At 64.0% G+C, this 20,146-nt stretch carries 15 protein-coding genes, 1 rRNA gene and 1 pseudogene; 11 read left to right on the top strand and 6 right to left on the bottom strand.

The window, feature by feature from the left end; all coding sequences use genetic code 11:
- Positions 1-175: 175 nt before the first annotated feature.
- Positions 176-292: ribosomal RNA gene (rrf, locus tag A3E1_RS0118620) — 5S ribosomal RNA — on the top strand.
- Between the two features lie 48 nt (positions 293-340).
- On the opposite strand, the gene A3E1_RS44885 is transcribed toward rrf, so the two are convergent.
- Positions 341-955, bottom strand: a complete 615-nt coding sequence (locus A3E1_RS44885; protein WP_051105065.1) for a hypothetical protein — start codon at positions 953-955, stop codon at positions 341-343.
- Between the two features lie 45 nt (positions 956-1,000).
- Between A3E1_RS44885 and A3E1_RS0118610 the strand changes: the two genes are divergently transcribed.
- The 3 genes from A3E1_RS0118610 to A3E1_RS0118600 are packed head-to-tail and all read left to right on the top strand — an operon-like array spanning position 1,001 to position 5,306.
- Entirely contained in the window at positions 1,001-3,589 is a 2,589-nt protein-coding gene (locus A3E1_RS0118610) for a valine--tRNA ligase (protein ID WP_020522310.1), read from the top strand.
- A complete protein-coding gene (locus A3E1_RS0118605) occupies positions 3,586-4,911 on the top strand; it encodes a bifunctional folylpolyglutamate synthase/dihydrofolate synthase (protein ID WP_020522309.1) in 1,326 nt (441 codons plus the stop codon). The genes A3E1_RS0118610 and A3E1_RS0118605 overlap by 4 nt, the downstream gene beginning before the upstream one ends.
- Positions 4,908-5,306 carry a DUF4233 domain-containing protein gene (locus A3E1_RS0118600; RefSeq protein ID WP_245571265.1) on the top strand — a complete coding sequence of 133 codons (399 nt, stop codon included), beginning with the start codon at positions 4,908-4,910 and terminating at the stop codon, positions 5,304-5,306. The genes A3E1_RS0118605 and A3E1_RS0118600 overlap by 4 nt, the downstream gene beginning before the upstream one ends.
- Here A3E1_RS0118600 and A3E1_RS0118595 read toward each other — a convergent pair.
- From A3E1_RS0118595 to A3E1_RS0118575, 5 genes are all read right to left on the bottom strand, one after another.
- Positions 5,303-6,469, bottom strand: coding sequence for a VOC family protein (locus A3E1_RS0118595; protein WP_020522307.1), 1,167 nt, complete (start codon positions 6,467-6,469; stop codon positions 5,303-5,305). The two genes, A3E1_RS0118600 and A3E1_RS0118595, sit on opposite strands and share 4 nt — an antisense overlap.
- A gap of 121 nt (positions 6,470-6,590) precedes the next feature.
- Positions 6,591-7,367 (bottom strand): ABC transporter permease, encoded by a 777-nt coding sequence (locus A3E1_RS0118590; protein WP_020522306.1) that lies wholly within the window; start codon positions 7,365-7,367, stop codon positions 6,591-6,593.
- A gap of 10 nt (positions 7,368-7,377) precedes the next feature.
- On the bottom strand, positions 7,378-8,148 hold the full coding sequence (locus A3E1_RS0118585; RefSeq protein ID WP_020522305.1) for an ABC transporter permease: 771 nt from the start codon (positions 8,146-8,148) through the stop codon (positions 7,378-7,380).
- Positions 8,145-9,125 (bottom strand): ABC transporter ATP-binding protein, encoded by a 981-nt coding sequence (locus A3E1_RS0118580; protein ID WP_020522304.1) that lies wholly within the window; start codon positions 9,123-9,125, stop codon positions 8,145-8,147. Before A3E1_RS0118580 ends, A3E1_RS0118585 begins: the two co-directional genes overlap by 4 nt.
- A 48-nt stretch (positions 9,126-9,173) precedes the next feature.
- Positions 9,174-9,752 (bottom strand): PASTA domain-containing protein, encoded by a 579-nt coding sequence (locus A3E1_RS0118575; RefSeq protein ID WP_020522303.1) that lies wholly within the window; start codon positions 9,750-9,752, stop codon positions 9,174-9,176.
- 336 nt (positions 9,753-10,088) lie between these two features.
- Between A3E1_RS0118575 and ileS the strand changes: the two genes are divergently transcribed.
- The 7 genes and pseudogenes from ileS (at position 10,089) to rplU (ending at position 20,140) form a co-directional block, all read left to right on the top strand.
- Complete coding sequence (gene ileS, locus A3E1_RS0118570; RefSeq protein WP_020522302.1) at positions 10,089-13,181, top strand: isoleucine--tRNA ligase; 3,093 nt, start codon at positions 10,089-10,091, stop codon at positions 13,179-13,181.
- A gap of 59 nt (positions 13,182-13,240) precedes the next feature.
- The gene (locus A3E1_RS0118565) at positions 13,241-13,918 is read left to right on the top strand and encodes a lysophospholipid acyltransferase family protein (protein WP_020522301.1); all 678 of its coding nucleotides are present in this window, start codon (positions 13,241-13,243) and stop codon (positions 13,916-13,918) included.
- 24 nt (positions 13,919-13,942) lie between these two features.
- Positions 13,943-15,874: a TIGR03960 family B12-binding radical SAM protein gene (locus A3E1_RS0118560; RefSeq protein ID WP_020522300.1), complete on the top strand. Its 1,932-nt coding sequence runs from the start codon at positions 13,943-13,945 to the stop codon at positions 15,872-15,874.
- Complete coding sequence (locus tag A3E1_RS0118555) at positions 15,871-16,638, top strand: TIGR03936 family radical SAM-associated protein (RefSeq protein WP_020522299.1); 768 nt, start codon at positions 15,871-15,873, stop codon at positions 16,636-16,638. Before A3E1_RS0118560 ends, A3E1_RS0118555 begins: the two co-directional genes overlap by 4 nt.
- Positions 16,639-16,697: 59 nt before the next feature.
- Positions 16,698-19,043 (top strand): annotated as a pseudogene (locus A3E1_RS40880) (Rne/Rng family ribonuclease); the annotation flags it as partial.
- Positions 19,044-19,140: 97 nt separating this feature from the next.
- Positions 19,141-19,689 carry a hypothetical protein gene (locus A3E1_RS0118545; protein ID WP_026208575.1) on the top strand — a complete coding sequence of 183 codons (549 nt, stop codon included), beginning with the start codon at positions 19,141-19,143 and terminating at the stop codon, positions 19,687-19,689.
- Between the two features lie 136 nt (positions 19,690-19,825).
- Positions 19,826-20,140: a 50S ribosomal protein L21 gene (gene rplU, locus A3E1_RS0118540; RefSeq protein WP_020522297.1), complete on the top strand. Its 315-nt coding sequence runs from the start codon at positions 19,826-19,828 to the stop codon at positions 20,138-20,140.
- Positions 20,141-20,146: the final 6 nt, after the last annotated feature.

The following is a 20,146-nucleotide window of genomic DNA, read 5'->3' as shown; positions in this document are numbered from 1 at the left end:
CCACTGGGTAGATAGGCCAGAACTGTAAGCCCAGCAATGGGTTCAGGTGACTGGTACTAACCGGCCGAGGACTTCAACACACCACAGCAGAAAACATATGCCCTGCACGCGTCCACTTTGCACATCACAACTTGCAAACAACCCCCGCAAAAGGGAAACAGCAAGTTCATAGAGTTTCGGCGGTTATAGCGGCAGGGAAACGCCCAGCCACATTCCGAACCTGGAAGCTAAGCCTGCCAGCGCCGATGGTACTGCACTAGCGATGGTGTGGGAGAGTAGGACACCGCCGGACAAACATCGATGTTAAGGCCCACCAGCAATGGTGGGCCTTAACTCGTTTCTAACGCTTTTGAATAGCGCCGCGGATTTCCACCATTAACTTCGCTGCCTCGTTTATGGACCGTCCCGGGAATAGCGCTATAGCGATACTTCCGTGGTCGGCCCAACCGCAATAGGTAAGCAAGTCTTGGCCTTCTCCGCTTTCGCCGCACTTCATGTGTCCGTTAAGGGGACCGGGTTCCACTGTGGTGAGTTGGCTGGAGTCACCGCTGCCTCCGGCGATGGCCATGAAGGTGCCTAGTTCGGCTTCTGGGTTGAAGAGGAACACCGTCGCGGCCGCGATGATGACGCTCTTGTTCACGTTCTGGTCGGCGTCCAGGTAGATCGCGTCGATGGTGTTGCTCAGGTCGTCGTCGAATTCAGCACGCAATGCCGTGATGAGATCCGAGGACGCTTGCTTGCCGACTTCGCTCGTGTGGACGGTGAACGTGCCGACGTTTGGCGGGACGGTCAGTTCAGGGGACCGTTGCGACACCATGCGCCAGACCGTGGGGCCAAGTGTCAGCGAAGCCACCACAACGCTCACTCCGAGGACCGCTAGCAGGATTTTTACGCGTGAGGTGCGGGGGCGCGACTCTGGTTCAGTCGGCTCTTGCAGCGAAACGAGCTCTGTCACGACAGTGGAGCGTAACAACGTTTTGGGGCTTAGTAGACTTGCGCGGTGACCGACACACCACAGCAGCTAGCGGCGGCCTACCAACCAGGCGACGTCGAGCACCGGCGTTATGAGCACTGGGTGGCGTCGGGCTACTTCGACGCGGATGCGAAAAGCGATAAGCCCCCGTTCTCGGTTGTCATTCCGCCGCCGAATGTGACGGGTTCGCTTCATGTTGGCCACGCCCTCGATCACACGATTCAGGACGCGCTCGTGCGGCGTAAGCGGATGCAGGGTTTCGAGACGCTGTGGCTGCCGGGCATGGACCACGCGGGTATCGCCACGCAGAACGTGGTCGAGCGAAAGCTTGCGGCTGAAGGACTTTCGCGGCACGACTTGGGCCGGGAGAAGTTCGTCGAGCGGGTGTGGCAGTGGAAAGCCGAGTCTGGCGGTGCCATTCTCGGCCAGATGCGCCGCCTTGGTGACTCCGTCGACTGGAGCCGTGAGCGGTTCACGATGGACGATGGCCTGTCGATGGCGGTGCAGACCATCTTCAAGCGCCTCTACGACGACGGGCTGATCTACCGGGCGGAACGCATCATTAACTGGTGCCCCCGCTGTCTGACGGCCCTGTCCGACATCGAAGTCGAGCACACCGACGATGAGGGCGAGCTCGTTTCGATCCGCTACAGCGACGAAATCGTGGTGGCGACGACCCGCGCCGAGACCATGCTCGGGGACACCGCCGTCGCCGTTCACCCAGACGATGAGCGTTACAAGCATTTGATTGGTACTGAAGTCGAGCTCCCCCTGACCGGCAGGCGCATCCCGATCGTTGGTGACTCGCATGTGGACCCGGCTTTCGGGACTGGCTGTGTGAAGGTCACTCCGGCGCACGACCCGAATGACTTCGAGATCGGCCAGCGGCACAACCTGCCCTCGATCACGATGATGGACGAGCGGGCGATCATCACGGTGCACGGTCCGTTCCAGGGGCTGGACCGTTATGAGGCACGGCCCGCCGTGGTCGCGGCTCTGCGGGCACAGGGCCTGATCGTCGCCGAGAAGCGCCCTTACGTTCACGCGGTTGGGCACTGCTCCCGTTGCAAGACAACGGTTGAGCCCCGGCTGTCACTGCAGTGGTTCGTCAACACCAAGCCTCTGGCGCAAGCCGCTGGGGATGCCGTGCGCGACGGCCGCGTCCGGATCGAGCCGGCTTCCCTTGCGCCGCGGTATTTCTCGTGGGTCGACAACATGCACGACTGGTGCATCTCGCGTCAGTTGTGGTGGGGTCACCGGATTCCGGTGTGGTACGGCCCGAACGGCGAAGTCGTTTGTGTCGGCCCCGATAACGAGCCGCCCTCGGGCGAGGGCTGGGTTCAGGACGAAGACGTTCTCGACACTTGGTTCTCCTCTGCCCTGTGGCCGTTTAGCACGCTCGGCTGGCCCGACCCGACGGATGACTTGGCCAAGTTCTACCCGACTTCGGTGCTCGTCACCGGGTACGACATCTTGTTCTTCTGGGTCGCCCGGATGATGATGTTCGGTCTCTATGGCATGAATGGCAAGCAGCCGTTCAATGTCGTTGCGCTGCATGGCATGGTGCGTGACCAATACGGCAAGAAGATGAGCAAGTCGTTTGGCAACGTGGTGGATCCACTGGACTGGATCGACCGCTTCGGCGCTGACGCGACGCGGTTCACCTTGGCCAAGGGAGCTAACCCGGGCGCCGATGTGCCGGTGAGCGAAGAGTGGTGCCAGGGCTCACGGAACTTCTGTAACAAACTGTGGAACGCCACGCGGTTCGCGCTTATGAACGGCGCGCACGTCGAAGGTGACCTGCCGGCGGAACTGTCCACTGTGGACAAGTGGATCCTGTCGCGCTTGCAGCACACCATCGCCGACGTGAACGAACAGTTCGAGGCGTTCGAGTTCGCGAAGGTCTGTGACACGCTGTTCCACTTCGCTTGGGACGAAGTGTGCGACTGGTATGTCGAGTTGTCGAAGTCGGCCCTCAACCCTCGCGTCCTGGGTCACGTGCTCGACCAGTTGCTGCGGCTGCTGCACCCGATCATTCCGTTCGTGACCGACGAGCTGTGGTGCGCGCTGACCAAGTCGGAGGGTTCCGTCATGGTCGCCTCCTGGCCGGTCGCTGACGAAGCGCTCATCGATGACGTTGCCGAGGCTTCGGTCGAGCTGCTGCAGCGGGTCGTGACCGAGGTGCGCAGGTTCCGTTCGGATCAGGGCCTCAAGCCCGGCCAGAAGGTCGCTGCCAGGATCGAGGGGATGACGGCCCACGAGGACCTGGTGCGCTCACTCGCCCGCCTGGAGCCCGCTGGAGACGACTTCACCGCCACCGCCACCGTCACGATCGCGACCGGCGCGCCAAGCGAGGCGACCGCCGCAAGCGCGGGGACTATCACCGTCGCGCTGGACACGCGTGGGTCGATTGACGTGGCGGCGGAGAAGGCGCGGTTGACGAAGGACCGGGCCGCGGCTGAGAAGGAAATCGCGCAGGCGACCGCGAAGCTGGGCAACGAAGGCTTCCTCGCCAAGGCACCCGCTGACGTGGTTGGAAAACTGCGTGACCGGCTCGCTGTGGCGCAGGCCGATGTGGCCCGGATCGACGAGGCACTGACTAGGCTGACTGCGTGAGCGAGTACGCCGAGGTCGAAGCCGAACTCGATGCCCGTGGGTTCACACGGTATGTGTTTGACCTGAGCCGCATTGTCGAACTGCTCGATGTGCTGGGCAGCCCGCAGCGGGCGTACCCCTCGATCCATATCACCGGCACGAACGGCAAGACGTCGACCGCCCGGATGATCGACAGTTTGCTGCAAGCGCACGGCTTGCACACCGGCCGGTACACGAGCCCGCATCTGGAAACCGTGCGGGAGCGGATCAGTCTCGACGGTGAGCCCATCGACGAGGAACGGTTCGTCGCGGTTTACCGCGAGGTCGGTCCGGTCGCGGAACTGCTGGACGCACGCAACGATGAGTCACTGAGCTACTTCGACATGACGACAGCGCTCGCGTTCGCCGCCTTCGCTGACGCCCCAGTCGACGTCGCCGTCATCGAGGTCGGCTTAGGCGGGGAGGAAGACTCCACCAACGTCATTCAGGCCGGCATCGCCGTGATCACGCCGATCGGGCTCGACCACACCGAGTGGCTCGGCGATACGTTGCAGGACATCGCTTTGGCGAAGTCGGGGATCGTCCACCCTGGAGCGACGCTGATCTGCGCCGCACAGCCGCCCGAAGCGATGGAGCCGATCCTCGACCGCTGTGCCGAAATGGGCGCGACCCTGGCCCGTGAGGGCAGCGAGTTTGGTGTGCTGGGCCGGTCGATGGCCGTGGGCGGTCAAGTCCTGACGCTGCAAGGGCTCGGCGGTGAATACGAGGACATTTTCGTTCCGCTGCACGGCCCGCACCAGGCGCAGAACGCCGCGGTCGCCTTGGCCGCGGTCGAGGCTTTCCTTGGCGCTGGCCCGAATAAGCAACTTGATGTGGAGCTGGTGCGCGAGGGCTTCGCGGGCACGTCGTCGCCTGGACGGCTGGAGAAAGTGCGCACGGCGCCAACGATTCTCGTCGACGCGGCACACAACCCGCACGGCATGGCCGCCACAGCGAAGGCGCTCACCGAGGAATTCGCGTTTGAGCGTCTGGTCGCCGTCGTCGCGATCCTTGGCGACAAAGACGTGCACGGCGTGCTCGAACAGCTCGAACCCGTTGCCGTGCATATCGTTTGCACGCGCAACTCGTCTCCGCGCGCGATGCCAGCCGAAGAGCTCGGCGAGATCGCCATCGAGATCTTCGGCCCGGATCGGGTGACGGTCGAACCAGAGCTGCCTGACGCGATCGGGGCCGCGGTCGGTCTCGCGGAGTCCGATGTGGAGCTTAACTACTCCGGGATCGGCGTGCTGATCACCGGGTCGGTGGTCACCGTCGCGGATGCGCGAAAGCTCTTGCGGCGATGAGCACACGACCGTCGAAGGACCGGGTTGCCCGCCCCGTCAACATGTCGTTTGGCGGAAAGCCCAGTGGGCTGCGCAATCCCAGCAGCGCCATGCGTGGGCTGGGCGCGATCACGCTAACGATGGAAGCACTCGTGCTCTTGCTGGCGATCCTGCCGATCCGGACGCTTGAAGAGGGAATCAGCAACGCCCAGCTCGTCGTGACCGCGGGCGGTGCCGTCGCCGCGATGTTGTGCATAGGCTTGCTGCGTAAGCCGATCGGCTGGCGGCTGGTGCTTGTCTTGCAGGCCTTCTTCGTGTTGTGCGGCTTCCTGCACTGGATGATTGGCGCGGTCGGCGTGACCTTTGGCCTCGCCTGGCTTTACGTCCTTTACGTGCGCCGGCGCGTGCTGCTCTAGGCGCTGCGGGCTTTCCACTGGGTGATGGCGATGCCGTGCCCGTCGGGGTCACGGAACGCGGCTGCGACAAGCTCAAGCCGCTCGCCGTGGTTCACGACGCGGGGCGGGTACGTAAAGCGAACGCCCCGGATCTTGAGTTCCTCGTATACGGCCTCAACGTCGCCGACTTCAAGGTTCAAGTGCACGACGCGCTTGTGCACGGGCGATAGCTCGGCCGCGGTCACGAGAACGAGCCGGGTTTCGCCCGAGGCCAGGATGACGGTCTCAGGACCGCCATCAATCTCGTAGAAGCCCAGCATGTCGCGGTAGAACTCCAGTGAGCGGGCCAGTTCCGTGACCAGAACCGTGATGCCGACACCGTGAATGGAACCAGCGGACGCGGGCCGGGCTTGCGGTGATGAGTGAATTACTTGACTCGGCTCAGCCGCGAAGACCGGGCCCTTTTGCGGCGGTGTGGCTTCGACCGGTTCGGCTAGCGACGAAAAGTCAATGGAATCGACCTGTGCCAGCGGCGGCTGGCCCGGCTCCTGCAGCGGGCTGCGCTGCAACGGAACCAGCTCGCCTTCGAGGACGGCGACGGAATGCGTCTCGGTCTGCGACGCCCAGGCCGGCTGACGGCGGGGGAGTGATCCCGGATCGCCGAGCGACATCGACGGCGCGGCGGGCTGCCTGTCGTCGGGGTCAAAGGCCAGCTCTTCGTCGTCAAAGGACGACTCGTAGCGTTCGCCGTAGGTGCCGACGCGGTCCCACTGGATTTTGATGCGCCGGGCATCGGCGACCGAGACCAGCGCGGGAAGGGTTTCGCCCACGTCAGGCCACTTGGTGACCGGCACCCGCGGGTCGCGGATGACCACTGTCTGCCCAGGATGGCCTGGTGCGTCGACGAGCACCTGCATCTCGCAACGGCCGAAGTCGGTCGTCAATGGAGGAGCCGACACCTTGACCACGTGCACGGTGCCGACCACATAAGCCTTGTCAGTGCTGCGCATGGAGGTGGTCGTCAGCAGCGCGACCGCGACAATGAGCATCGCCGCACCGGCTGCGCCAAACGGCCAGTCCTTCATGCCGGCAGCCATCGATATCACGAACAAGCCGAGGGTGCCGAGGGAGACCGCTATGGTCACCCGGCCCGGCCGCACCGGCTTGCGCCCCAAGCGCGCCACGTCAATTCCTCCCCGATCCTCCCTCTTGCTCAGACTAGGCCCGTGTGTCGATCGTGGAAAGTATGTGTCGGCAGCCTGATCCCACCCGAACGTATCGATACAGGTCATCCATTCGTGGTCATCACAGTGTGTCGAGGCTCGCCGTGCGCCTGCTTTCGTACTCGAAAATCTTGAGCAGGACCGCGGCGATGATGGCGTAGCCAGCACCGATGGCGACCTCGAGTCCCAGTCCGGGAAGGACATTCGCGAGGGTTTCGCCGCCCGCCAGCTCCCGTGCGGCCGCCGCCGCGTGCGTCAAAGGAAGAAAGTCACCGATGGCTCGAAGGGCGGCGGGAAGGTTCTCCCGTGGGACGGTGGTCCCAGATAGTAGGATCATCACGGCGACCATCGAATTGGAGATCAGCCATACGTCGCGGAACCGGAGCCCGATCGAGCCGAGGACGAGGCCGAAGAACGCGGCTGACAGTGAAGCGGCGGCGAGCGTGAGGATCAGCCCGAACCAGGCCGTGCCCGGGACACTCATGTTGAGCAGGAACTTTCCGACCACGAGGGTGAAGGTCGCGACCAGCAAACCGTTGCCGGCGTAGGGAAGCGCCCGCCCGAGAAAGATCAGGGTCCGGCTGCGAGGGGAGAGCAGCACATTGCTCAGCGTGCTGTAACGCCTTTCGTTGGACACCGCCATGGTGCCGCCGAACAGGCACAGAGCAGACGCGGCCAGCACCGCGTTGCCGACGATGTAGAAACCGTCGTTGGCCACACCGAGCTGACGCCCGAGGTAGGCGAAGAAGAGCAGCTGAAAGACCGGGCCAACGAGCAAGGTGCCGATGAACATGGACGGCGTCGTCCAGTTGAACAGGGCGCGGTAGGCGATGGCACCGCCGACGAAGATCAGGCGCATGGCGGTCTCCCTAAGACAGGGCCAGGGTGGCCGAAGCCCGCGCCCGGCGTTCCACATAGGACATCATCAGGGCGCCCGCGGCGAAGCAGGCGGCGCTGATCGCGAGGCAAGCCGCTACGGACGGCCAGACCGCGCCACCTGACGCGGCCTCGTGCACGGCGCGCGCTCCCCACGTCGTGGGCAGGATCGCGGCGAACGGGTTCGTCCAATCCGGAAGGACCGTCAAAGGCACGAGCATTCCTGACAACAACCAGATGGGGTACTCCAAGGTATTGCAGACCGCGTTGGCGTTGCGCATCAAGACGAACGTCGAGGCGAGCAGCAGACCGAACATGCCGAGCCCGATCACACAGGCCGGGACGGCCACCAGGAACAGCAGCGGGTGACTGAAATCGGGCACGATGCCGAACAGCAGCCAGCCCCAGCCCAGCGTCGCCGCCATCGTGTAGAGCCCCTGCAGGCCGGTCGCGATGGTGACCGGGAGCACGCTCAGGGCGAGCGGGCGCGGCGCGATGACCATCATCTCCAGCGTGCCCTGCCAGCGCTGGCGCTGGATCGCGCCGCCGGAACCGAAGATGACCGACGACCAGATGCCCATGAGGCCAGCGCCAACGGCGGCCTTGACCATGTTCTGCGGCTCGTCACCGGCGCGCAGCAGGTAGACGGCCATCGTCGCCTGGATGATGGGAACGATGAGGCCAGTGGCGATCTCGAACAGCCCCCGGCTCATGGTCTTGAAGTGCATCAGGGTCCCGATGCCGATGAGCCGCAGCACCCTCACGAGCGGTCTCCCGCGACGATGGCGACGTAGGCGTCCTCGAGCGTGGGCTGGCGCGCGGCGACGCGGCCAAGCCGGATGCCCCCGAGGCGGGCCAGCACACTGGGCTGAACGTCCACATCGGAGACCGACTGCACGGTCAGCAGCTGAACCGCTCCTTGGGTTTCGAGCGTCGCCTCGCGTACCCCATGGAGGTTTTTGATGTCTTTGAAGGTCTCGTCCTCAAGCCCATAGGCCTCAACCTCAAGCACGGTGCGGCCATCGGCGTGGTGCTTGAGTTCTTCAGGCGTGCCAAGGGCTTTCAGCTCGCCCTGGGCGATCACGGCGATCCGGTCGCACAGCTCGTCGGCTTCGGCCATGTAGTGCGTGGTGAGCAGCACGGTGGTGCCGGTCGCGGCCAAGTCGGCGACGGTGCGGCGCAAATCACGCGCGGCCACGGGGTCGACGCCGATCGACGGCTCGTCGAGGAAGAGCACGGACGGGCGGTGCAGCAGGCCCCGGGCTATGTGCAGACGCTGGCGCATGCCGCGCGAATAGCCCTCGACGCGCTCGCGTTCACGGCCGGTGAGGTTGACGAGTTCGAGCAGCTCGCCGATGCGCTGCTTCTGCTCGCGGGGCGGGATGCCGTAAAGCTCGGCGAAATAGCGGAGGTTATCCAGACCGGAAAGCCGGTCATAAAGGCCCCGGTCGCCACCGAAGACATAGCCGATCCGCTGGCGAACTTCGCGGGTTTCCGCAACGACGTCCTTGCCAAAGATCCGCGCGTGCCCGCCGGTGGGAATCAGCAGGGTGTTGAGCATTTTGATGGTCGTCGTTTTCCCGGCGCCGTTCGGCCCGAGCAGGCCGAACAGTTCCCCCTTGGCAACGGTGAAGCTGACGCCCTTGACAGCCTCGACTTCTTTGACCTTCGGCCTGAGCCACCCCGTGCGGCTGCGGTAGGTGCGGCGCAGCCCAGCCGCCTCGATCGCGTAGTCAGTCACGGCCGTGACCCTAAACGGGTCACGGCCGTGATGATAAATAGATTTCGCTCAGCCCTTGCCGTTGCTGGACGGCTTGGCGGTGATCACCAGAGCCGTGTCGACGGGCACCTGAGTGCCAGCCGGAACGGACTGCTTGGTGACGACATAGCTGACGAGCAGGTTGAGGGGCTGGTCGCTGCCTTCGGCAACAAACTTGATGTTGACGAAACCGGCCGCTTCCAGGGTCGCCTTAGCCGCGTCCGCCTTCATGCCCACAACGTTCGGCATGGCGACGGTCTTGATCGTCGGGCTTGCCGACGGGCTGGGTGAAGCGGTGGTGGGGGTTGGTGAAGGCTTCGGCGCCTCGGTCGTAACCGCGACGGTCGGCGACGGGGATGACGCCGCAGGGGTTGTTGGATCCTTCTTCCACCACTTCATGTAGGCAAAGCCGGCACAAAGGAGCAACAGCAAGATCAGGAGCAGTAACAGGAGGAGTAGCCACCGCTTCTTGCCGTCGTCGTCCTTGTCCTTATCGTTGCCGTCACCATCCTTAGTGGAATCGTGCTTGCTCTTGTAGCGGCCGGATACCGAATCACGGTCCGCTTCACCACCGGGATTGTCCTGTGTGGTGTCTTCGGAGTCTGCCATCAGTGGCCTCTCGTTCTAAATATGAACACCGCACATGATGGGGGTCGATGCACGTCGGCGTCACTCGCCCGTAGGGCCAGAACCTTGTCGGATTCTTAACCCGTTCGCGGTGACCTTTAAGGTTCGGGTAGCATTTGCGCAAAGCATTGACCCGGCTATCACCGGTGAGCTCCCGGAAGAACAGGACGTTGTCCCTAGTAGAACCGGGCGGGGTAAGGCCCGTCACAGCCTTCACGAGCGGCTCGCCTTCGGGTGAGCAAGCGAGGTGGTACCGCGGGTCGTAAAAAACTCGTCCTCGCACTGTTTCGAAAAAACAGTGATCATGAGGAGCTCGCGATGGCATATCCACAGGTAACGCCCTCCCCGGACCTTCCGGGCTTAGAGCGTGCTGTCCTGGACTACTGGAACGCCGACAAGACCTTCACCGCCAGCGTCGAAAACCGCGACGCCGGCGTCAACGGAGCTAACGAATTCGTCTTCTACGACGGCCCGCCGTTCGCCAACGGGCTGCCGCACTACGGCCACCTCCTGACCGGCTATGCCAAAGATGTGGTGCCGCGGTACCGCACGATGCAGGGCCGGCGCGTGGAGCGGCGATTCGGCTGGGACTGCCATGGCATGCCCGCCGAAGTGGAAGCCGAAAAGCAACTCGGCATAACCACGAAAGCCGAGATCCTGCAGATGGGCGTGGCCGCCTTCAACGAAGCCTGCAAGGTTTCGGTGCTGCGCTACACCGCTGACTGGGAACGCTATGTCAACCGGCAGGCGCGCTGGGTGGACTTCAGCAACGACTACAAGACGCTCGACCTGGACTACATGGAAAGCGTCATGTGGGCCTTCAAAACCTTGCACGACAAGGGTTTGGTTTACGAGGGCTTCCGTGTGCTGGCCTACTGCTGGCGCTGTGAGACGCCACTGTCCAATACCGAGACCAGGATGGACGACGTCTACCAGGACCGGCACGACCCGACGCTGGCCGTCCGGTTCCGGCTCGACGATGGCTCGGACATAGCGGTCTGGACCACGACGCCCTGGACCCTGCCTTCCAACTTGGCTTTGGCGGTCGGACCCGACGTTGACTACGCCGTGATGGTCAAAGACGGACACCGTTTGCTCCTTGGGGCGGAACGGGTTTCGTACTACGCGGCGGAGCTTGAGGGCTACTCTCTTGCGGAGACGGTGAAGGGTTCTTCCCTCGTGGGCAAGCGGTATGAGCCGCTGTTCCCGTATCTCGTGGACGCCGCCGGGCCGAATGCCTTCCAGGTGCTCGGCGCCGACTTCGTGACCACCGAGGACGGAACTGGCGTCGTGCACCTGGCACCCGCGTTCGGTGAAGACGACCAGGTCGCCTGTAACGCGGCCGGGATACCGACCGTGGTGACCGTCGATGAACGCGCCCGGTTCACCTCGCTGGTGCCTGACTATCAAGGCCAGCAAGTGTTCGAGACCAACAAGCCGATCATCAAGGTGCTCAAGGAGCGCGGGGTCGTGCTGCGGCACGAGACCTACACCCACTCCTATCCGCACTGCTGGCGCTGTGAAACCCCGCTGGTCTACAAGGCTGTGTCCTCTTGGTTCGTTCAGGTGACGGCTTTCCGCGACCGCATGGTGGAGCTCAACCAGGAAATCAACTGGGTGCCCGGGCACGTCAAGGACGGTCAGTTTGGCAAGTGGCTGAGCAACGCGCGCGATTGGTCCATCAGCCGCAACCGGTTCTGGGGTTCCCCGATACCGGTGTGGAAGTCCGACGACCCCGCGTATCCACGTTTGGACGTCTACGGATCGCTCGCCGAACTCGAACGCGACTTTGGCGTGGCGGTGCACGACTTGCACCGTCCGTTCGTCGACGACCTCGTGCGCCCCAACCCGGACGACCCGACCGGCAAGTCGATGATGCGCCGGGTGCCAGAGGTGCTCGACTGCTGGTTCGAATCCGGGTCGATGCCGTTCGCCCAGGTGCACTACCCGTTTGAGAACACCGAATGGTTTGAGCACCACTACCCGGGTGACTTCATCGTCGAGTACATGCCGCAGACCCGTGGCTGGTTCTACACCCTGCACGTGCTGGCGACCGCGCTGTTCGACCGGCCAGCATTCCGATCCGTTGTGTGCCATGGCATCTTGCTGGGCGACGACGGGCGCAAGATGTCCAAGAGCCTGAAGAACTACCCGGACGTCTACGAGATGTTCGACAAGTACGGCTCCGACGCCATGCGCTGGATGCTGATGAGTTCGCCGATCCTGCGCGGTGGCGACGCTCTGGTGTCAGAGGCGGGAATCAGAGACGCGGTGAGGCAGGTTCTGCTTCCGCTGTGGAACGTGTATTACTTCTTTACCTTGTACGCCAACGCTTCTTCGTTTACCGCTTCCTGGAAGACGTCGTCGTCACATGTCTTGGACAGGTATGTGCTGGCCAAGACCAGAACACTGGTCGCTGACGTGACGGCGCAGATGGATCTCTACGACGTCTCGACGGCGTGCGCCACGGTTCGGTCCTATCTGGACGCGCTGACCAACTGGTACGTGCGGCGCAGCCGGGACCGGTTCTGGGCGGGCGACGCGGACGCGTTCAACACCCTCTACACGGTGCTGGAGACGGTTTCCCGGGTCATAGCGCCCCTGGCGCCGCTGACCGCTGAGGAAGTGTGGCGTGGGCTGACCAACGGGCGGTCCGTGCACTTGGCGGACTTTCCGCTCGTGACGGACTATCCGGCCGACGACGACCTGGTGTCCGCGATGGACAAGGTCCGCGACGTCTGTTCCGCCGCGCTGTCCTTGCGCAAGGCCAAGGGATTGCGGGTACGCCTGCCACTGTCCACTTTGACCGTTGCCGTCCCCGGCGCCTCGTCGCTCGGCGACTTCCGCGATCTCATAGCCGATGAGGTCAACGTCAAGGAGGTCGTGCTCACCGACGACGTCAAGGCGCACTGTGAGCAGGTTCTCACGGTGGTGCCGCGGGTCCTCGGGCCACGCGTTGGCGGGTCCGTGCAGCAGGTCATCAAGGCGGTGAAGGCCGGCGACTGGACACTCGTTGACGGGCAGCCCACGGCGGCCGGAGTCACGTTGCAGGAAGGCGAATACGAGCTGAAGCTTGTGGCCGCTGACGCGTCGCATTCGGCTGCCTTGCCGGGAGAGTCGGGAGTGGTTGTGCTCGATACCACAGTGACCCCTGAGCTGGAAGCCGAAGGGCTGGCCAGGGACGTGATCCGGGTCGTGCAGCAGGCTCGCCGTGAGGCCGGGCTTGACGTGACCGACCGCATAGATCTCGTGGTCTCCGGATCGTCATCGGTGAGCGCGGCTGTCCATGCACACGAGAAGTTCCTGGCTGGCGAGGTTCTCGCGGAGTCGGTCAGCTTCGGTGAAGTGGAGGACGGCTTCGCTGGCGAAGCGGGCGAAGAGCAAGTCAAGGTGCGAGTAAGCCGCCGCTAGGGTTACCGGCGCGGTTACGGTATCTTCAGCGACCGTCAGGTTTATGAAGGGACGTTACTGTGCCGGTGCTCTACACGATCGGGATGTATACGGCTGGCCCAGCCATCCGTGTGCTTTGGCGTCCCAAGGTGGAAGGACTGGAGCACGTTCCCGCGACCGGCGGGGCGATCTTCGCTGGCAATCACCTGTCGGTGGCCGACGAGTTCATTCTTGGCGCCGTCGTGCCACGGCCGATCGCGTTCTGGGCCAAAGAGGACTACTTCAACGGCACTGGCGTCTCGGGCCTGTTCTTCAAAGGACTGATGAACGGGCTCGGCGCCATCCCGGTGCACCGTGCTGGCGGACGGGCCGCGCTGAGCGCCTTTGACGAGGCCATCCCGCACCTGCAAAACGGCGGTCTCGTTTGCGTCTATCCCGAAGGCACCCGCTCACCGGATGGCCGCCTCTACCGTGGCCGCACGGGCGCTGCCCGGCTCGCCATGGCCGCCGGGGTGCCGATTGTGCCGGTCGGTTTCATTGGCACGGAGAAGATTCAGCCCATCGGGCAGGTGCTGCCGTCGGTCAAGCGCGACCAAGTCACGATCAAGTTCGCCAAGCCCATCGACGTCACCGAGTGGAACGACGCCGAGTCGCAGAGCACCGCCGCGCGCGAGATCACCGACCAGCTCATGCGGACCATTCAGCAGCTCACGGGCCAGCACTACGTGAGCCGCTACGCTCCGAAGAAGGACGACTGAGCGCGCCAGGTAGCCTTATGGGTTATGCGCGGAGAGTCGTTATTCCCCCAGCTTGAGCAGTTGCTGCCGCAGGTGAGCAAGCCCATCCAATACGTGGGCGGCGAGCTTGGCGTAACTGTCAAACCGTGGGACTCCGTCCCTGTGCACTGGGCGCTGATGTACCCAGACGCCTACGAGGTCGGCCTGCCCAACCAGGGCGTCCAGATCCTTTACGAGGTGCTCAACGAGCGCGCGGACGCGCTGGCCGAGCGCACCTACGCGGTGTGGCCGGACCTTGAGAAATTGATGCGTACCTATCAGGTTCCGCAGTTCACGGTGGACTCGCACCGGTCGGTCGGTCACTTCGACCTGTTCGGCGTCTCGTTTTCCACCGAGCTCGGCTACACGAACCTGCTGAACGCGCTCGACCTGGCGTTTATCCCGCTGCTGTCAAAGGACCGCACGGACGAGCACCCGATCGTCATCGCCGGCGGCCACGCCGCGTTCAACCCGGAGCCGATCGCCGACTTCATCGACGCTGCCGTGCTCGGTGACGGTGAGGAAGCCGTGCTCGAAATCACGGACATCGTTGCCGCGTGGAAGGCGGAAGGTTCGCCTGGCGGGCGCGACGAGTTGTTGCTGCGGCTGGCTAAAACCGAGTCGGTCTATGTCCCGCGTTTCTATGACGTGGACTATCTGCCCGACGGCCGTATCCAGCGCGTGATCCCGAACCGGGCCGATGTGCCCTTCCGAGTGCACAAGCGCACCACCATGGACCTCGACGCGTGGCCGTATCCGAAGAAGCCACTCGTGCCATTGGCGGAAACGGTGCACGAGCGGTTCGCGGTGGAGATCTTCCGCGGCTGCACGCGCGGTTGCCGGTTCTGCCAAGCGGGCATGATCACGCGGCCGGTCCGCGAACGGTCCATTTCGACCGTGGGACAGATGGTCAAAGAGGGGCTGGAGTTCTCCGGCTTCCACGAGGTCGGTCTGCTATCGCTGTCGAGCGCTGATCACTCCGAAATCGGCGACATGTGCAAGGGCCTTGCCGATCAATACGCCGGGACCAACGTGTCGCTGTCGTTGCCATCGACTCGCGTCGACGCGTTCAATATCGATCTGGCGCAAGAACTTTCGCGCAACGGGCGCCGTTCCGGTCTCACCTTCGCGCCCGAGGGTGGATCCGAGCGCATTCGCCGCGTCATCAACAAGATGGTGTCCGAAGAGGACCTCATCCGGACCGTGGTGACGGCCTACACCAACGGCTGGCGGCAGGTGAAGCTCTACTTCATGTGCGGCCTGCCCACTGAGACCGACGAAGACGTGCTCCAAATCGCCCGTCTGGCACAGGAAGTCATCAAGAACGGGCGGGCCGCGACGGGTTCGCGCGATGTCCGCTGCACGGTCTCCATCGGAGGGTTCGTTCCCAAGCCGCACACGCCTTTCCAGTGGGCGCCAATGGAACACCCCGAGGTCATCGACAACCGGCTCAAGCAACTCAAGCAAGCCATCAACTCCGATAGGTCTCTGGGCAAGTCGATCGGTATGCGGTACCACGATGGTGAACCCTCGCTCATCGAAGGTTTGCTCGCGCGCGGAGACCGCCGTGTCGGTGCCGTGATCCGTGAAGTGTGGGAACAGGGCGGCCGTTTCGACGGGTGGAGTGAGCACTTCTCTTATCAGCGCTGGATTGACGCTTGCGCTGCCGTCGGCATCGACGTCTGGTGGTACACCACGCGTGAACGCAAGCAGGAAGAGGTTCTCCCCTGGGATCACCTCGACTCCGGTTTGGACAAAGACTGGCTGTGGCAGGACTGGCAAGACGCGCTAACGGAATTCGAGCAAGACGACTGCCGCTGGACGCCGTGCTTTGACTGTGGCGTATGCCCATCGATGGACACCAGCATTCAGATCGGCCCTACCGGCCACAAACTGCTGCCGCTGACGCCTGTTAACGGCCTGCGGGTGACCACATGAGCAAGCGCCAGCCTCCGGGTGGGCAAGCACCTGTGGTCCAGCGGGTCCGGATTCGCTACGCGAAGCGGGGACCGTTGCGGTTCACGTCGCACCGCGACTTCGCCCGTGCGATTGAACGGGCGATCCACCGGGCTAACGTGCCGATCGCCTACTCGCAGGGGTTCACGCCGCATCCCAAGATCTCGTTCTGCTCGGCTGCCCCGACCGGGGTGGCGTCCGAAGCTGAGTACCTTGAGCTGGGCTTGCGTGAGGCTGTTGAGCCAGAACAGCTGCGCACAGCGCTCGACTCAGCCCTGTCTCCGGGACTCGACATCCTGGAAGCGGTCGTATCGAGTACACCCGGAAGTCTCGCGGACCGGATCACGGCGGCCCGGTGGCGAGTCGAGGTGCCGGGTGTGACCTTATCCTCACTATCCAGCGCGGTGGACGCCTTCATGGCACAGGAAGAAGTGCTGGTAGAGCGGCTAACCAAGCAAGGAAGGCGCAACGTAGACGCACGCGGGGCCGTGGTGAATATGGCACCTTACGGTTCCGAGGGGGCACCGTGTGCCATACTCGACCTTGTCGTACGGCAGGTCACCCCGTCCGTGCGGCCCGATGACGTCCTGTCCGGCCTGAGCGTCGTGGCTGGCCTTGAATCCTCGGCGCCTGGCGGCTTCTTGAGCTGCAGGGCGACCCGGCTGGTTCAGGGCACACTGACACCGCAGGGGGAGATCGTCGATCCGCTAGAGCTGGATCGCGCGACACCGGCCGTTAACGGTTAACAGACTTTGCACAGGCGGTTCCTGAGTGGCTGCGTGAGGTGCTTGAACGATCCGGTGTGGATCGCCAGAGCATAAGTGCGCCCGGGAATGCCAGAACTGGGAGACAAGTCCGGATGCTCGACAACGAGCCCACACAACCAGAAAACGCGCCGGAGAACGAAAACGAGGCGCCACCCAAACGACGGCGAGTCCGCAAGACCGCCGAAGCCGCTGACGGGGAAACCCCCACACGCCGGCGCCGTAAAAGCGCCGACAGCAGCACTGAGGACGACAGTGCGGGCGAGTCAGCAACAGACGCTGACAATTCGCCTAAACCGTTCGCCACCTCCGTGCTGTTCATGGCTCCTTCCGCTGTGCCAACGGCGCAAGCTGCCCCAGCCGCTTCGGCCGCTGAAGAACCGGTGACCCGCAAACGCCGCAAGCGTTCGCGTGACACCGAGGAAACCGCGGCCACAGAAGAAGCACCGGCTGAGGCTCCCGCCGACGACGAACACGACGATGACGAGGAAGCCGGCCGTCGCCGTCGCCGCGGCCGTCGTGGCCGTGGCCGGGGCAAGGGCACCACTGACGAAAACGGCGATGAGACTTCAGATGACGCCTCTGAGGAGGCTCACGAAGACTCCTCAGACGATGACGAGCCGTTAACCCGACGTCGCCGGCGTCGCCGCCGCAAGGGCGAGAGCGACACCGAGACCGAAACCGACGTGCACACCGTCGTCAAGATCCGGGAACGGCGCAAGCCCGACTCCAGCTCTTCCGACGAGGTCCAGGGCGTCACTGGCTCGACCCGGCTGGAAGCCAAGCGGCAACGCCGTCGCGATGGCCGCGAACAGCGCCGGACCAGGCCACCGATCCTGACCGAAGCCGAGTTCCTGGCGCGCCGGGAAGCGGTCGACCGGGTCATGGTGATCCGGGAGAGCGCGGACCGTACGCAGATCGCCGTGCTCGAAGACAACGTGCTCGTGGAGCATTACGTCACCAGGTCGGCGGCCAGCACCATGGTCGGCAACGTTTACCTCGGCAAGGTCCAGAACGTGCTGCCCAGCATGGAAGCCGCCTTCGTCGACCTCGGCCGGGGCCGCAACGCCGTGCTTTACGCCGGTGAGGTCAACTGGGACGCCGCGGGACTGGAAGGCAAAGCCCGTTCGATCGAGCAGGCCCTCAAGTCCGGTGACACCGTGCTGGTGCAGGTGACCAAGGATCCGGTCGGGCACAAAGGCGCCCGGCTGACCAGTCACATCGCGCTGTCCGGCCGTCACCTCGTCTACGTGCCCAACGGCAACACCTCGGGCATCAGCCGCAAACTGTCCGATGTGGAGCGTCGCCGGTTGCGCGACATCCTCAAGAAGCTCGTTCCCGAAGGCGCGGGCGTCATCGTGCGGACCGCCGCCGAGGGAGCGTCCGAAGAGGACCTCGAGCGCGACGTCACCAGACTTCAGGCCCAGTGGGAAGACATTCAGGCCAAGGCGGCCGAAGGTGGCGCCCCGGTGCTGCTTTACGCCGAGCCTGACCTTGTGATCCGGGTTGTCCGCGACCTGTTCAACGAGGACTTCAAAGAGCTTGTCATCCAAGGCGATATCGCCTCGGAGACGGTCGAGACCTACCTCGGGCACGTGTCACCAGATCTCGTTGGCCGGGTCCGCCGGTACGCGGGAGTGACCGACGTCTTCTCGACCTACCGCATCGACGAGCAGATCCTCAAAGGCTTGGACCGCAAGGTTTTCCTGCCCTCAGGTGGCCACCTCGTCATCGACCGCACGGAAGCGATGACCGTCGTGGACGTCAACACCGGTAAGTACACCGGTGCGGGCGGCAACCTCGAAGAAACGGTTACGCGCAACAACCTTGAAGCGGCCGAAGAGATCGTGCGCCAACTGCGCCTGCGTGACCTCGGTGGCATCGTGGTGATCGACTTCATCGATATGGTGCTGGAGAGCAACCGCGAGCTCGTGTTGCGCCGCCTGACCGAGTGCCTCGGCCGTGACCGCACCAAGCACCAGGTCACCGAAATCACGTCACTCGGCCTCGTGCAGATGACGCGTAAGCGCATCGGCGCCGGGTTGCTCGAAGCCTTCAGCGAGCCGTGTGAGCACTGCAAGGGCCGGGGAGTCGTGGTCCACATGGACCCGGTGCCCGAGCGCAAGCAGCTGGCAGCACCGGTCGTGGAACGGCCCGAGCGCGTGGAGCGGCCCGCCAAGGAAGAGCGCCGTTCGCGTGGCACGGAAGCGTTCGTCGACACCGAGGGCTACGACCTGTCGCGTTATGAGAGCGTGACGGACCCCGACGACGATGACGACATCGAAATCACTGACGAGGAAACCGCTGAGGCCAGCGGTGACGAGACAGGCGATGCTCCGGTGCGCCGCCGTACGCGGCGGGGCGGACGCCGCCGTACCCGGCCGTGAGCCCTTTCTGACTCGCCCTCGATCTGCGTAAGCTGCCCAGTGGACCTGAACGGTTCATTGGGCAGTTTTCTTACGCCATCATCGTGGGGAGAAATAGATGCGACGCATGCTGATTGCCGCGGCCTTGTGCCTGAGCTTGTGGCCCGCGGCGGCCTGTTCCAGCGGCGGGACATCGGGGGATACAGGCAAGAACAACACGGCTTCTCCGGGCGCGTCAGCCGGGCAAGACGGGGCTAGCCCGGGAGCGTCGGGGTCACCGGGCGCGACGACCGGTGGCACGTCGACTGACAAGGCCGCGTGCGACGCCGTCACGGCCAAGCTGAGCGCGTGGGGCACCACGTTCGCCGAGATCGTTGGCCGGCTGGGATCAGCGGGCAACGACGTGAAGAAGATCGAGCCGATCGTCAAGGACGCTCAGGCCGCCAACACCAAGTTCGCGGGCGAGTTGCGCGCTGAGGCCGCCAAGGCCAAGGACGCCGAGCTCAAGAAGACGGCCGAAGGCCTCGCCGCGACGCTCGACAAGATCAACGGTTCGCTGAACGCGCAAAAGATCGCCCAGGATCCCAACTCCCTGTTGGCTATCTTTGATTCACCCGAGTTCGCCGCGTCCGCTGAGGCTTTTGAGAAGATTTGCGGCGCCTCCTGATGGCGTGACTTAGCCGACTGCCCGCCCGGTTTGGGTAACTGGGCGGGCATGACGTAGGCTTTCTCTTTGTGTGTGCCGCCCTGGCGTGCGCGCGCGAAATCATCCGCCAGCAGCTAACGACAGGAGTCCGCGTCTCATGTACGCGATCGTCAAGACCGGCGGCAAGCAGTACAAGGTCGCCGAGGGCGACGTGATTGAGGTCGAGAAGCTCGCAGGCGAGCCCGGCGACGCAGTGGCGCTCACGGCAGTGCTCCTCGTTAATGGGGACGACCTGGTGACCGACGCCAAGAAGCTTGCCAAGGTTTCCGTTTCCGGAGAGCTCGTGGCCCACACCAAGGGCCCGAAGATCCGGATCCACAAGTTCAAGAACAAGACTGGCTACCACAAGCGCCAGGGTCACCGCCAGCCGCTGACCCAGGTCAAGGTAACCGGCATTAAGACCGGGAAGTAGGCAGAG

The sequence above is a fragment of the Catelliglobosispora koreensis DSM 44566 genome, from assembly GCF_000379685.1.
Classification (GTDB): Bacteria; Actinomycetota; Actinomycetes; order Mycobacteriales; family Micromonosporaceae; genus Catelliglobosispora; species Catelliglobosispora koreensis.
The sequence above is the reverse complement of the archived record's forward strand: the minus strand, read 5'-3'. Positions and strand labels throughout refer to the sequence as shown.